This window comes from Oceanirhabdus seepicola (assembly GCF_023684385.1).
GTDB classification, from domain to species: domain Bacteria; phylum Bacillota; class Clostridia; order Clostridiales; family Clostridiaceae; genus Oceanirhabdus; species Oceanirhabdus seepicola.
Map to the genome: position 1 here is coordinate 812,514 of NZ_JAGSOJ010000002.1, position 14,373 is coordinate 826,886.

General features: G+C 30.2%; 13 protein-coding genes. 9 read left to right on the plus strand and 4 right to left on the minus strand.

Translation table 11 applies throughout. The features are described from left to right. Window positions 1-401: 401 nt before the first annotated feature. The 7 genes from KDK92_RS11195 (at window position 402) to KDK92_RS11225 (ending at window position 10,065) form a co-directional block, all read left to right on the plus strand. Window positions 402-2,267, plus strand: coding sequence for a tetratricopeptide repeat protein (locus tag KDK92_RS11195; RefSeq protein WP_250859342.1), 1,866 nt, complete (start codon window positions 402-404; stop codon window positions 2,265-2,267). Between the two features lie 471 nt (window positions 2,268-2,738). Further along, window positions 2,739-4,316, plus strand: coding sequence for a phosphoenolpyruvate carboxykinase (ATP) (gene pckA / locus KDK92_RS11200; protein ID WP_250859343.1), 1,578 nt, complete (start codon window positions 2,739-2,741; stop codon window positions 4,314-4,316). A 507-nt stretch (window positions 4,317-4,823) separates the two neighbouring features. Further along, on the plus strand, window positions 4,824-5,972 hold the full coding sequence (locus tag KDK92_RS11205) for a hypothetical protein (protein ID WP_250859344.1): 1,149 nt from the start codon (window positions 4,824-4,826) through the stop codon (window positions 5,970-5,972). Between the two features lie 11 nt (window positions 5,973-5,983). Beyond that, the gene (locus tag KDK92_RS11210; RefSeq protein ID WP_250859345.1) at window positions 5,984-6,790 is read left to right on the plus strand and encodes an undecaprenyl-diphosphate phosphatase; all 807 of its coding nucleotides are present in this window, start codon (window positions 5,984-5,986) and stop codon (window positions 6,788-6,790) included. 354 nt (window positions 6,791-7,144) lie between these two features. Next, window positions 7,145-8,242 (plus strand): 6-phosphofructokinase, encoded by a 1,098-nt coding sequence (locus KDK92_RS11215; protein WP_250859916.1) that lies wholly within the window; start codon window positions 7,145-7,147, stop codon window positions 8,240-8,242. Between the two features lie 172 nt (window positions 8,243-8,414). Further along, window positions 8,415-9,179: a serine hydrolase gene (locus tag KDK92_RS11220; RefSeq protein ID WP_250859346.1), complete on the plus strand. Its 765-nt coding sequence runs from the start codon at window positions 8,415-8,417 to the stop codon at window positions 9,177-9,179. A 175-nt stretch (window positions 9,180-9,354) separates the two neighbouring features. Continuing rightward, complete coding sequence (locus tag KDK92_RS11225) at window positions 9,355-10,065, plus strand: lysophospholipid acyltransferase family protein (protein ID WP_250859347.1); 711 nt, start codon at window positions 9,355-9,357, stop codon at window positions 10,063-10,065. Between the two features lie 322 nt (window positions 10,066-10,387). Here the strand turns inward: KDK92_RS11225 and KDK92_RS11230 are convergent, their stop codons facing one another. After that, window positions 10,388-11,830 carry an NADP-dependent glyceraldehyde-3-phosphate dehydrogenase gene (locus tag KDK92_RS11230; RefSeq protein ID WP_276575944.1) on the minus strand — a complete coding sequence of 481 codons (1,443 nt, stop codon included), beginning with the start codon at window positions 11,828-11,830 and terminating at the stop codon, window positions 10,388-10,390. Window positions 11,831-11,963: 133 nt separating this feature from the next. Between KDK92_RS11230 and KDK92_RS11235 the strand changes: the two genes are divergently transcribed. Beyond that, window positions 11,964-12,386 carry a YaaR family protein gene (locus KDK92_RS11235; RefSeq protein ID WP_250859348.1) on the plus strand — a complete coding sequence of 141 codons (423 nt, stop codon included), beginning with the start codon at window positions 11,964-11,966 and terminating at the stop codon, window positions 12,384-12,386. Window positions 12,387-12,388: 2 nt separating this feature from the next. Here the strand turns inward: KDK92_RS11235 and KDK92_RS11240 are convergent, their stop codons facing one another. Further along, window positions 12,389-12,691, minus strand: a complete 303-nt coding sequence (locus KDK92_RS11240) for a hypothetical protein (RefSeq protein WP_250859349.1) — start codon at window positions 12,689-12,691, stop codon at window positions 12,389-12,391. A 27-nt stretch (window positions 12,692-12,718) separates the two neighbouring features. Here KDK92_RS11240 and KDK92_RS11245 point away from each other — a divergent pair, with 27 nt between their 5' ends. Continuing rightward, on the plus strand, window positions 12,719-13,153 hold the full coding sequence (locus KDK92_RS11245; protein ID WP_250859350.1) for a hypothetical protein: 435 nt from the start codon (window positions 12,719-12,721) through the stop codon (window positions 13,151-13,153). 439 nt (window positions 13,154-13,592) lie between these two features. Here the strand turns inward: KDK92_RS11245 and KDK92_RS11250 are convergent, their stop codons facing one another. Then, window positions 13,593-13,799, minus strand: coding sequence for a DUF378 domain-containing protein (locus KDK92_RS11250; protein ID WP_250859351.1), 207 nt, complete (start codon window positions 13,797-13,799; stop codon window positions 13,593-13,595). Window positions 13,800-13,899: 100 nt separating this feature from the next. Then, window positions 13,900-14,283, minus strand: coding sequence for an aspartate 1-decarboxylase (gene panD, locus KDK92_RS11255; protein WP_250859352.1), 384 nt, complete (start codon window positions 14,281-14,283; stop codon window positions 13,900-13,902). Between the last annotated feature and the right edge of the window lie 90 nt (window positions 14,284-14,373).

Here is a 14,373-nt window from a genome sequence, read left to right on the forward strand (position 1 = left end):
AATCAATATTTTATATGTTTAAATTGGACATGTCTATAGAGTTATTATTTAGTTAATAAATTATTCAACATATAAAAGTGGATTTAATGGCGTTTTTTTGATAAAATTAAAGTATTGATTAGAATTTGAAGAGTTATTTGTTTAGAATGTAATATTTTTTACTCTATAGGAAATTATAAATTCATGAATCTGTAGATAAGTTATTGATTTGAACAACTATTTCAATGAAAGTGATTTTTTATAGAGTAAAAAAATGAAGGGGTTGTAGGGGAAGTATTTCCCCTGCCGGTTCAAGGAAGGGGCTCAGCAACGATAGTTGCGTCGAGGGGAACCATAGGGTTCCCTAGCGAAGCGCGAAGCGCCTTTTTTATAGATGAGTTTAAATTTGAGGAGTTGAGTTTATGAAAATGAAGTTCAAGGAGATGAAAATGGCTATTCTTGGAATAGGTGCTGCGCTATGCATTACAATTCCTTTGGCTATGAGTAATAGCGATAAGAGTAAAGATAATAACAGTATGAATTTAAATACAGCAGAAGGAATTTTATTACAAAAGGAAAGTATTGATAAAATAATAGATCAAAAAAATATAAAAGAAAATACAAAAGATTTTTTATCACCGATTTGGAACTTGGAAATGGGTAAAGTGGCATATGAAAATAATGATAAAGATGGTGGGAATAAATATTTAACTAAGGCATTAGAAGGGGAATACATTGAAAGTGAAGTTGCTAATGAAATAGTATTAACATATTTTTTTAATGGTGAATACTACAGAAGTTTAGAGGTAGGGGAAAAATTACTTGATAGATATGAAGATGATATTCAACTACATAAAACAATGATAATGGTTTATTTATATAATGGAGTTAATGAAAAAGCAATTGATTTAATAAATAAACTTGGAATTTCAGTTAAGTATAATTTGAGTTTATTGAATCCAGTTAGAGAATATAAAACATTATCTCCAACAGAAAAATCTCAAAAGTTAGCAGAGCTTGCAGAGATGTATTATTTGATTGGGAAAGAAGAAAAAGCTATTGTGACATTAGAACAAGCATGGAAGTATGATTATGATAATTATAAAGTATATGATGTATTATCAAGGATGGCTACAGATAATAGAGAGAATACATTAAAAAATATTTCCAGAAGACAAGTAGATGTTCAAACTGAACAGGAAAACAATAAAGGATTAGTTTACAATGAAAATATGTACAAGATGTGGTTGGCTAAAATATATTCACTTAGTAGTAAATCATCTGAGGATGCAATATATTTAATAAGTAAATTAGAAGAAAAATATGAAGATTCTATTAATCTAAAGAGAATTAAAGCGACAACATTACTATTAAATGGTGAAACAGAAAAAGCAATGGAAGAGTTAGATAAGTTGGTAAAAGGGAATGAAAATGATTTTACAACACATTATACAGCTTCAATTATGCATTATTTAACTGGTAATTATGATAAAGCACTTGATGAGGCTGAAAAGACACTAGAATTGAATAAAGACTATGAAGATGTTTATGGGGTTTTATTACCTAAAATTTATACAGAGTTGGGACAAGTTGAGGATGTTGAAAAATATTTTAAGAAAAGTATAGAGAAGAATCCTATTTCTGTATCTAATATAATTTTTATGGGATCATATTATGATAAAAGTGGAGAGAATGAAAAGGCTCTATATTATTATGATTTAGCAAAGGCTATAAGTCCTGAAAATTTTGAAGTAAGATATAAAATAGCATCAACATATATTAGTATGGCTGAGAAGTTAAGTTATGATATATATAATAAAGATGATGTTACTGATAGAGAGAGAGAAATGGTTACTGAGTACTATAGTAGTGCTTTGAAATCTGTTTACAAGAGTATTGAACTTACAGAAGATGAGCCTATAGCAAAATATTATAGGATGGCCAGTATTTTGCATATGAAACTAGGGGATTCAGAAAAAGCTTATAAATATATTAAACAAGCTTATTATTTGGATGAAGATGATATACTTACTCTAAATAATGCTGGAGTATTCCATATACTTATGAATGATGATACTTTTGAGGAAGATGAAAATGATGATAGGATACAAAAAGGTGTTTATAATTTGATGAAGGCTTATAAAGGAATAAATGATGATTATGACGAGGAAGTAATTGAAGTAATTACAAAGAATTACAAAATTGGAGAAGAATTCGCTGAGAAATTCAAAAATGCAGATGATAATGAAGTAATTGAGTTGCCAAAAGGGTTCCAACTACTATATTAAATAAAGGCAAGTTCAAATAAATAACAAGTCAGTATACTCGTCTATTTTACAAACTACTTCATCCTTGGAACCCGCTGAGAGAACAACTATCAGCGGAACCCAACTCTTCGTACTTTGTAAAATATACTTCGTATCTTTGACTTGTTATTTATTTTCACATGCCTAATATTGAAAAAAGACAGATGAAATATTTCATCTGTCTTTTTTCAATATAATGGTATAAAATGTCACTTAATATGGGAAGAGAATTCCATTTATAAAGTAAGATATAAACAGTAAGAAGATAAAATTTAACCTATTGTGTGTCATATAAATGTAAATAGTAGGTCATATATATGTAAAATATGAAAATAATACTTGATTTTTTTTATAAATGATGTATCATAATTGTAGGAGTAATAATTCCAGGTAAAGGTAAAGCAGTTGAATAAGGGGGGGAAATCACCTGATGTATTTCAGGGGGATGTGCTTATGGATATTAAAAGAGATATTGAACAATTGGGTATAACAACTGAAGAAAAAATTTATAGAAATATACCAGTACCGAAATTAATAAGAAAAGTTTTGGCTAAGAAGCAAGGGGTCCTTACCGAGAGTGGTGCTTTAGCTGTAGCAACAGGAAAGTACACGGGAAGATCTCCTAATGATAGGTTTATTGTAATGCAAGATTCTAATAGAGACACAATAAACTGGGGAAAAACTAATCAATCAATAGAGAAAGATGTATATGAAAGATTATACAATAGGATTATGGGGTATTTGTCTAATAAAGAATTATATGTTTTTGATGGCTATGCAGGTTCAATGGAAGAATATAGAGTACCAATACGAGTAATAAATGAGAAACCTGTAAGTGCAATATTCAGTAACCAATTATTTGTAAGACCATCAAAGGAAGAATTAGAAGATTTTGATCCAGAATATAAAATATTTACAGCGCCAAAGTTTAAGGGGAATGGTGAAAAAGATGGTATCAATTCAGAAGCATTTGTTATAATAAATTTAGAAGAAAAAGTGATATTAATAGGTGGTAGTGAATATAACGGTGAAATTAAAAAATCTATGTTTTCTGTGATGAATTATCTTATGCCTGAAAGAAAAGTGTTTCCTATGCATTGTTCGGCAAATATGGATGAAGAAGGTAATGCTGTTTTATTCTTCGGACTTTCTGGTACAGGTAAGACTACTCTTTCAGCAGATGCAAAGAGAAAGTTAATCGGGGATGATGAGCATGGTTGGTGTGATGCTGGAATCTTTAATTTTGAAGGTGGGTGTTATGCTAAAACTATTGGCCTGGAGAGAGAGAATGAAGAGGATATTTATGATGCCCTCAAGTTTGGAGCAATATTAGAAAATGTAGTTTTGGATAATGAGAAGAAACCTGATTTCCATGATAAAAGATACACTGAGAACTGCAGAGGGGCTTATCCAATAAATTTCATAAAAAATGCGGAATTATCTGGACAAGGAGGACAACCTAATACTATAATATTCTTAACAGCGGATGCATTTGGAGTTATACCTCCTATTTCAAAGTTATCTAAGGAGGGCGCAATGTATCACTTTATGTCTGGATACACTAGTAAGTTAGCAGGTACTGAAAGAGGAATAACAGAACCTCAAGCTACATTTTCAGCTTGTTTTGGTGAACCATTCATGATAAGAAGTCCATATGACTATGCAAAGTTATTAGGTGAAAGAATAGATAAAAGTGATGTTGATGTGTATCTTGTTAATACAGGATGGCTCTATGGTGGTTATAAACAAGGAAGTAGAATTAAATTGAAGCTCACAAGAGCAATGGTTGATGCTGCTATAGAAGGTAAATTAAAAAATGTAGAGTATGAGAAACATGAGATTTTTAATCTCAATATACCTAAGGAAATACCTGGAGTTCCAAGTGAAATTTTAAGACCAGAGAATACTTGGAACAATAAAGAGGAATATATAGATATTGCAATGAATCTGGCAACAAGATTTGAACAGAATTTTAAACGTTATTCAAATGTGCCTATGGAAGTTAGAGAAGCAGGACCTTGTGTTCGGTGATCTCTACATTTCATATAATCTCCCATAAGTTTTCTTTTAGACCTCTATTATATAATAGAGGTCTTCAGACGTTGAAAAAGCCCAATCTCATCGTCACTAAGACTCGCTGTGCTGCTCGAGTACTAAATTCTGAAAGAATTTGAAGGGGCTGTAGGGGAAGTATTTCCCCTGCCGGTTTAAGGAGGGTGCTCAGCAGCGGTAGCTGCGTCGAAGGGAACCATAGGGTTCCCTAGCGAAACGCGAAGCGTTCTTGTATACTCTGCTGCTCGCTCATCTTGTTCCTTGACCTTGAACCTTTTCAACATCTGAAATTTAAAAGAAGGACAAGTTAAAAAAACTTTCAATAAGTTATTTAGAGTAACAACTAATGGAGGTCTTAATGTATTCATGATATAATCATTTTAAAGTGATATAGGCGTAAGAAAATAAATAACAAGTCAAAGATACACATAATAAATCTATGCCTAGTTATTTATTTGAATATGTTTTAATTGAAAGGAGAGATATATGAAGAATAAAAAGATGTTATTGATGATTCCGCTAGTGATAGTATTGGTTTGTTTATATTGGTTTGTTTTTAATAATGATTTTTCAAAAGTTATATCCAATGATGCAGAAGAAAGTTTGAAAATAATAAAATGGAATAATTTTTATAATGGTCACAATGTTCAAATGTATTATATGAACCATAATAATGAAAATATACGAAAATTCGGTAACGGTCATAATCTAGAAGAGTTAGTTAAAGAGGATTCAACAACAATTGATAAGTGTAAGGCATTGCTAAAATGGACGAATGGGAATATTGAATATAAGAAAAATGGAATATACTTATCAAAAGATGCATACGAGATAGAGTTTAAAGAAGATGAAAAAATTACTATGAATAATGATGAAATTGCAGAATTATTCAATGAAGGTATGGCATATTTTAAAGTGTATAGTAGAACTGGAATGCTTGTTGGAGATATTAATTCTGAAATGAATGAATACATATATAGGATAAATGAGTTTTGGAGTAGTGAATATGGAAAATGGATAGCAGTTGATAGTAGCGAAGGGATAATGTTTTTCAAAGAGGATGTTCCTTTGAGTGGAAGTGAATTAATAAAAACTAATAATGAAGATATTCAATTTGTATCCATTCATGATAAAAATATAGATAAGGGATATAAGTCATTTATAGGTAAATTAAATTATGCATATTCTATAAAGATTGATAATAATAAATATGGTGAGGGAATAATTAATTCATTAGTAACTTACACAGGGGAAACACCATTTCTGATGATAAAGAATACATTTTATACACCAAGTATTTTTGTGAATAATACTGCATTATTTGAAAAATCCCCTCATATTCAATATGTAAACGAATTATCAGATAAAGAAGCGATAATGATATTTGGGAAAAAGAAAGCTGTTAATACTGATGAAAATCAGACGTATTTAACTGTGGGTGTTATGTCTAATAGTGAGATGCTGCAAAAATATTATTACTCATTTAATGGAAGTGATTGGTTAAAGGATGATGAGAATTATCACTTTTTTCCTAAGCTAAAAAATGGAGAAAATAAAGTGAAAATATCATTAGATGGAAGAGAAATACTTAAAGAGATAGTATTTGAATATAAGAATGATCAGATTAAAAAGTAGGGAGTGGAAATATGGATTTATTTATTACATTAATAAAGGCCATAATTATAAGTATTGTTGAGGGAATCACAGAGTTTTTACCAGTATCTTCAACAGGTCATATGATAATAGTGCGTGATTTTATTAACTTTGATGGAGCTTTTTCAAATTTGTTTATTATTGTTATACAACTAGGAGCTATATTAGCAGTAGTGGTTTTGTTTTGGAATAAAATCTATAAATCCATAATATCTTTTTTGAAATTAGAGAAAGAAGGATGGAAATTTTGGATACCAATATTTATAGCATGTGTTCCAGCAGCGGTTTTAGGTTTATTGTTTGATGATAAAATTGAAGAAGTTTTATTTAAACCAATGCCTGTAGGGATTGCATTGATTGTTGGAGCAATCTTGATGATTGTAATGGAAAAAAGCTTAAGAAATAGAAAAGTAGAAAGAGATATTAATCACATTTCATATAAACAAGCAATAATAATTGGAATTGCACAATGTATGGCCTTGTGGCCAGGAATGTCAAGATCAGCGTCAACAATCATGGGAGGCTGGATAGCAGGGCTTTCAACATACGCTGCAACAGAGTTTTCTTTCTTTTTGGCATTACCAGTTATGGTGGGGGCTACTGGATATAAATTAGTAACTACATCAGTAGAGTTGACGGGCGCTAATATATTTGTACTTATAGTTGGATTTATTACGGCTTTTTTAGTAGCGTTAATAGTTATTGATAAGTTTATAAATTATTTAAAGAAAAAGCCTATGAAGGTGTTTTCAATATATAGATTGATTGTAGGGGTTATAATTATCGCAATATATATATAAAGAATAGAGAATAGAGAACAGATTAAGTAGTTTTTGACTTGCGTCAGAAACTACATTTTTTTTGCAAGGGAACAATGAGATTTAAATCTTTTTACTAAGAGAGAAGCATTATATTTCAAGTGTAATATTTTATCAGTGGATAAAATGAGCAAAAATTTAATTTTCTAAAGAACAACCAGATATAGTTTTTAAGAAGCGAAAACATCCTACGTTCTCAACTTATTTTCATTGGCATTTTGTGCATTGCTACAAAATTGTGAAAATTAAGAATTATATTTTGAAAACAAAGAAGGTGTATGGTAATATAAAATTAGGGAAAATGTGCTAAAAATAAAAGGAGCTGTAAATGTTATGATGAAAAACGGTATAAAGAAAATTGGTGTATTGACTGGAGGAGGGGACTGTCCAGGGTTAAATGCCGTTATTAGGGGGGTAACCAGAACAGCGATTTTGAAATATGGTCTCGAGGTTATAGGGTATAAATTCGGATATAAAGGATTATATAATAATGATTATATGCCTTTAACTTTGCAAAGAGTTTCAGGGATAGGGCATATTGGTGGAACAATTCTTTATAGTTCAAATAAAGATAATTTATTTGATTACACAGTTGAGGAAAGCGGAAAGAAAGTTAAAAAAGATGTTTCAGATGTAGCTGTACAGAACTTAAATAAAGAAAAAGTGGATGCCTTAATTATTATTGGAGGAGATGGGACTTTAACCAGTGCAAGAGATTTTGCTAGAAAAGGGGTAAAGATTATAGGTGTACCAAAAACAATCGATAATGACCTCCATGCAACAGATACAACATTTGGATTCAATTCAGCTGTAAATGTTGCAACAGAAGCGTTGGATCGGTTGCATACAACAGCTGCATCACATCATAGAGTAATGATTCTTGAGGTGATGGGTAGAAATGCTGGGTGGATTGCTCTAGAGTCAGGGTTTGCTGGATCAGCTGATGTGATTTTGATTCCAGAGATAGAATATGATATTGAAAAGATTGTGGAGAAAATAAAGGATAGAGAAAACAGAGGTAAATTATTTAGTATAATTGTAGTTGCAGAAGGGGCTAAGCCTAAAGGTGGGAAAGTAGTTGTTAAAAAGACTGTAGATGATAGTCCAGATCCAATTAGGCTTGGAGGAATTGGGAACAAGTTAGCTTATGACTTGGAAAAGTATGTTAATAACCATGAAATAAGATGTACTGTATTAGGTCATACGCAAAGAGGGGGAATTACATCCACTTTTGACAGAATCTTAGCTACTAGATATGGGGTTAAAGCTGTGGAACTCTTAGCAGAGAATAGATTTGGTAACATGGTATCTCTTCAAGGAAGGAAAATGACTTATGTACACTTGGAAAATGTTATAGGAAGTCAAAAAATGGTAGACCCTAAAGGGGAGTTAGTTGAGACTGCTAAAAGTATAGGAATTTCCTTTGGGGACTAACATTATCCATTATCAATTATACATTTGTTTTAAGCGTACACATTAGTAGGATAAATTGACAAATGTGGTAATAAAATATTATAATAGACCTAAGAATAGAGATTGTGCATCTAAAATTTTCAGAAAAGAAAAAATAATAAAAAAATTTAGAGGTTTTAATGGGGAGGGCATAATGAAGGAGCTTAAAAGATATCTGGATAGCAGAATTGGTGAATTTAGTTTTTATTTCGAAGATTTAAAAAGTGGATACACATATGGATTTCATCATAAAAAACAGATGGATGCCGCTGAAAGCATCATGTTACCGATTGCTATAGCTCTTATGAAGGAAGTTGAAGACAAAAGTTTATCTTTAGAAGATAAGGTAACAATTGGTGATGATGAAAAGTATGATAGTTATTGTGGTATTATGAAATATTTAAACAGTAGAGAATTTACATTAAATGAATTATTAATAGCTATTACAGTTCAGAGTGATTTAACTGCATCAAATAAAATTATAGAAATTTTGGGTTTTGAAAAAATAAATATGCATTTAAAGAGTATGGGGTTAAAAAACACAGTGATAAACAGTAAGCTTGGAGAAAATGGTAATAATTTATCTACAGCTTATGAATTATCAAAATGTTTCTCAATACTATATAGAGAAGAATATTTAAACAAGAAAAATAGCAAGTTATTAATTGAATTGCTTACAAATAGTCAATTTAGAAATAAGATACCTTTTTACTTGCCTATAGATAGTTGGAGCTCCATTGCTAATAAAGCAGGTCATAAAGAAAATGTAGAGATTGACTCTTCTTTACTTAATATAAAAAAAGGCGATTTCGTTTTTACTGTAATGACAAAGAACCTTCCAAGTAATGTATATGGAATAACTATTATTTCAAGATTGGCTAAGATGATGTGGGATATTATTGATTCAAACTGGAGATAAAAAAGCGCAGAAAACGCATGAAACGCTTCTTTTGTGAAATTGACAACTTTAAGTAGATATTTTATAATAAAATATATGCATTATACTAGTGAAGTTATTTGATAGCCTAAGTTATTAAATAACTTTTTTTAAAATCATATATTTTAGAAAGAAGATTGTGAGAGAGGTTTACATTATGAGAAAAGTGGCATTTTATTTTTTCGTTGTTATAAATTTAATACGTAGTATTTTTTATTTAATTTGGGCGAAAATTTATGAAAAGATAGGTAAAGAGGATAAGTTGAATGCAATTGTTGAACGCTTTGTATTAAAAGTAACAGCAAATATATCTAAAGGCATAAGATTGAATTATGAAGTTGTAGGAGAAGAGAATATACCTGATGAAGCATGTTTATTTGTTAGTAATCATCAGAGTTATTTCGATGTACTAGCTATTACACATGCTGTAGGCAAGTCAGTGGGATTTGTGGCAAAAGAGGAATTGAAAAAAATAATTTATTTCAGATATTGGTTAGTAAAGGGCCATTGTGTATTTATTAATAGGAAAAATCCAAGACAAGGACTTAAAGCTATTAATGAAGCAGCGAATAAAATTAAGAATGGACAAAGCATGGTAATATTCCCAGAAGGAACTAGAAGTAAGGGAACTGAGGTTGCACCATTCAAAAAAGGTAGTATGAAAATTGCTATAAAAGCAGGAGCAAAGATAGTGCCGGTATCAGTAGAAGGAACATACAAAGCTTATGAGAAGACTAAAGGATTCAACAGAGTTGATGCAAAAATAATTTTTAATGAACCAATAGATACAAAAGAATTATCAAAAGAAGAACTTGTTGATATACATGAGAAAATAAGAAAAAATATAGCTGAGAGTATTGCTGTTTAGCGATACATCAGCTTTTTTTGTTCTTAAGTAAATCAAATTAACTTCTAAATAATAAAAATGAGGGAGATGCTATGGGAAATGTATAATGGAGAATGATTGACATTTCTCTTCGAGAAATTTTAATCTTATTGACCCTTAGATAATAAAGGTTTTACTCGTTTCATTAAAATGAAACATTGTAATTGAAATACAACATTTTATCGTAGATAAAATGAGCTAAAACTTATTGTCCTAAAGAACAATAAGATGAAGTTTCTGCGTAAACAGAAACATCCATAATTATCCATTGCCCATTATCAATTATACATTTGTTTTAAAGTTTTCAATTGTATTCAAGAACAATGTTCTTCCTCCTCGTCATGGCTTCTATACTATACTTAATGCCTTGAGTACCCATACCTGAATTTTTTATGCCACTGAAGGGGAAGTGATCAGGTCCTCTTTCAGTTTTATTATTTATATGGACTGTTCCAACCTCAAGACGTTTAGCTACATAAAATGCATTATTTATATTCATAGTGAAAACTGAAGATTGAAGACCATATTGAGATTTATTTGCTAGTGAGATTGCATCATCAATATTATTCACTCTTATGATTGGTAAAACAGGTCCAAAAGGTTCTTCCCAAGCAAGGCGCATTTCCTCAGTTACCTTATCATATACAGTAGGATAAACTAGATTATCTTCATAGTTTCCCCCTATAAGCCGGACAGCTCCTTTTTCTTCGGCATCATGCATAAGTTCAAGGACAAAATCTTTAGCTTTATCATTTACAAGAGGTGTTATAGTGCTATCTTTCGGATTACCTACTTTTAATTCTTTAACTTTAGGGAGTATAAGTTCTATAAGTTTATCAACAATTGAATCTACAGCAATAACTCTTTTTATTGCTGTGCATCGTTGTCCAGAATAGCTGAAAGCACCTGAAACGATATCATTCGCGGCATCTTCTAAATTAGCATCATCCAGAACGATTGCAGCATCTTTTCCGCCTAATTCCATGATTAATGGCACCATTCCTGAAATACTAGCAATATGTTTACCAACCTTTGTAGAACCTGTGAAGTTAATAAAATCTATTTTAGGATGAGTAACAACATAATCCCCTATTTCAGAACTTTTCCCAGTTATCGTATTAAGGACTCCTGCGGGTAGCCCTGCTTGATTAAATATTTCAACCATATGCATAGCTGATAAAGCACCTTGAGTAGGTGGTTTAAGTAAAACTGAATTTCCTGCAATAAGAGCAGGAGCGATTTTAGAAGCTGAGAGATTGATTGGGTAATTGAAAGGTGAGATAGCCAATACAACGCCCAAAGGTTCCCGAATAACGAAAGCTAATTTGTTTGTTTTAACACCTGGGAAGTTATCGGCATTAAGGGCTTCGCCTATTGTTCTCTCTCCTTCATCAGCTGTAAACTTTATGAAATCAGCTGTCCTGTTAATTTCAGAGAGGCATGATTTCTTATCTTTTGCAATTTCATGCATTAATATATCAGCAATATGATCCTGATTTTCCACAAGAAGATTAGCTGCTTTATGAAGAATTTTAGCTCTTTCATTTGTGGGCATTTTTCCCCATTCTTTCTGAGCAGAGCTACAACTTTCAATAGCATTATCTACATCCTCATGTTTCATTTGAGATATTCGACCTACCAACTTCTTGGAAGTTGGATCAATAATGTCTAAACATTTATCAAAAAAAGCCCATTCTCCATTTAAAAAATTACCATAACAGTATTCTTTTTTTATATTCTCAAACAAAGTTATCACCTCATATTTGGGTATTGTCATATTCCTTATTCTTTCTAAGTTTTATAAAAAATATTAGGCGTATGAAAATATTTCAGTTAATGCCATTGTACAATTATGATATAATATTTTAAGAGGTGATTTTGTGGAGATTAAAGGTGTAGGTAGAAATAGAGTAGTTACATCATCAAATAAAAAGATTGCTACAAAAAAAGATTTTTCTCAGAATTTTAGTTTTCAAAGACAGAAAAAAAATGAGCAAGAATTAAAAAAAATGATTGAGGATATAAGAAAGAAAGGCAGCAGATTGGTATTAACAAAATGCTACTCAGATGTAAAAGCGTATAAGAATATGATAAAGGAATATCTTCAATCAGTATTAAATCATATGTATGATGTAAAAAAGGATATATCATTCTGGCAAACTCAATATTTCATCACAGTTGATACTATAGATTTGAAATTAGAAGATCTTACAAGAATAATGATAGAAGGTGAAAAAGAAAATTTGAATATTGCTGCAACAGTTGATGATATAACTGGACTATTAATAGATATATATAAATAGAATTATAGATTTGTTAAAATATCTATTTCATGTTTTAATTCTTCAATATTTTTTTCATGTTTTAATATGCAATCAGAATAGTGTGAGGTACAGGTTTTAAGTGTATCTCTTTTTTTACACAATTTCTTAAGTTCAACTTCCCGTTCAGTAATTAAGGGAGAAGTTAATTCTTTCATTGTTCTTTGTTTATGTAAAAGGAATAGCACTCTTTTTCGGGTAAGATAAAAAAGTTTCTTAAGTTCATGATAGATAATGTTGCATGTTTCTAAAATAATTTCAATTAATTTAACAATGCTTTCTTTCAAGGATATCACCACCATAAGGAGTTTATAATGAGTAAACAATATTATAATTTTCTAAATAAAAAGATATTAAAATTGGACAAACAAATAGTAGAAGCAAAGGAACAAATAAAAGAATTAGATGAAAAAGTATTAAATCAAAAAAAATATTATACATCATTAAAAGAAGAAGAAGAAAAACTTGAAAATAATATGAAGCAAATTATAGCACATTATAAGCAAAATGGATTAAAGTTAATAATAGCAAAACAGAACCCTAATATTGAAACATGGAAAGGGATTAACTTCAAATCACAAGATAATTCTAGAATCAGTGTGTTAAATAACAATTCTCAATTATTAGGAGAAATAGTAGGGAAGAAAGCCATACACTTGTCACAATTAATGAAGAAATTGCCTAAATATAATGCTACCATCACAGATCATTCAAATGATAATTTTATGATCTTAATTAGATTTATTTAATATAGAGAATCCAGTACGAAAATTAATTTATACTTGTTCCAAAATCTCGACGCATCAACGAGTTATGGACATGTATAAATTAAGATTTGAGTTGGAATCTCTATATAGAGATTTAATGGTAAAAGTTAATTTATTCAAATAGTATAAATGTAATTTTATCCGAAGGTGATTTGTTCTCTATTCTTTGATAGTTGTTATTTACAACCAAATTATACTTTTGAATTTCTTGAATAAGTTAAGTTTTTAACTAAAAATCTATATATAACTTGTATATTTAACTTAATGATATCATAAAAATACTTAATGTGAGAATTAATTATTTAATTTTTACTCAATAGAAAATTAAAATTTTTGAATCTGTGGATAAGTCATTGAGTAGAAGAAATATGACATCAAAGAAAAACCACTTTATAGATTGCCACTATAAAGTGGTTTAGGTTTATGTTCTTGGAGATTCAGTTCTTTTTCCGAAGAATGACAATGAATAAAGCCCTGCAATTCCTACTAGAGCATATACAACTCTACTAAATGCGCTCATTTCTCCAAATAAAGAAGCTACTAAGTCAAATCCGAAGAAACCTATAAGCCCCCAGTTTATTGCACCGATTATTACTAGTGTCAGTGCTATTATATCTAGAGTTTTCATTAATTATTCCATCTCCTTTTTAGATAATAACATTAATAGTATTTCCATTATTAGTGTTATTATTCTATAGGGAAATAGAGTTAAAAATAGTATTAGATTTTTATTTTATTTCTCCATGTTTTTCATAGTGGCCAACTTCTTTAACGGTATTATCATCATTTACAAAAACTACTGTAGGTTTATGATTAGGTGCATCAATAGAATCCATATCACAATATGCCATGATTATGACTTTATCACCTTTTTGAAAATGTCTTGCTGCAGCACCATTTAAGCAAATAACACCACTTCCAGCTTCACCTTCAATAGTATATGTTTCAATTCTAGCTCCATTATTATTATTAACTATCTGAACCTTCTCATAGGGTAATATTCCACTTTCTTTTAATAAATTACTATCAATTGTTATACTACCAACATAATTTAATTTTGCTTCAGTAACTGTAGCTCTGTGTATTTTGCTTTTTAACATAGTAATTTTCATAGTATTTCCTCCGTATGTTTAATTATAGAGATTCCTTAGTGAAACTTAATTTATAATTGTATCAAAATCACGAAGGTTCAACGTGTTTTG

Coding starts and splice junctions, on each gene's coding strand:
- KDK92_RS11195 (WP_250859342.1), top strand. CDS start 402: ATGAAAATGAAGTTCAAGGAGATGAAAATGGCTATTCTTGGAATAGGT.
- pckA (WP_250859343.1), top strand. CDS start 2,739: ATGGATATTAAAAGAGATATTGAACAATTGGGTATAACAACTGAAGAA.
- KDK92_RS11205 (WP_250859344.1), top strand. CDS start 4,824: ATGAAGAATAAAAAGATGTTATTGATGATTCCGCTAGTGATAGTATTG.
- KDK92_RS11210 (WP_250859345.1), top strand. CDS start 5,984: ATGGATTTATTTATTACATTAATAAAGGCCATAATTATAAGTATTGTT.
- KDK92_RS11215 (WP_250859916.1), top strand. CDS start 7,145: ATGAAAAACGGTATAAAGAAAATTGGTGTATTGACTGGAGGAGGGGAC.
- KDK92_RS11220 (WP_250859346.1), top strand. CDS start 8,415: ATGAAGGAGCTTAAAAGATATCTGGATAGCAGAATTGGTGAATTTAGT.
- KDK92_RS11225 (WP_250859347.1), top strand. CDS start 9,355: ATGAGAAAAGTGGCATTTTATTTTTTCGTTGTTATAAATTTAATACGT.
- KDK92_RS11245 (WP_250859350.1), top strand. CDS start 12,719: ATGAGTAAACAATATTATAATTTTCTAAATAAAAAGATATTAAAATTG.
- KDK92_RS11250 (WP_250859351.1), bottom strand. CDS start 13,799: ATGAAAACTCTAGATATAATAGCACTGACACTAGTAATAATCGGTGCA.
- panD (WP_250859352.1), bottom strand. CDS start 14,283: ATGAAAATTACTATGTTAAAAAGCAAAATACACAGAGCTACAGTTACT.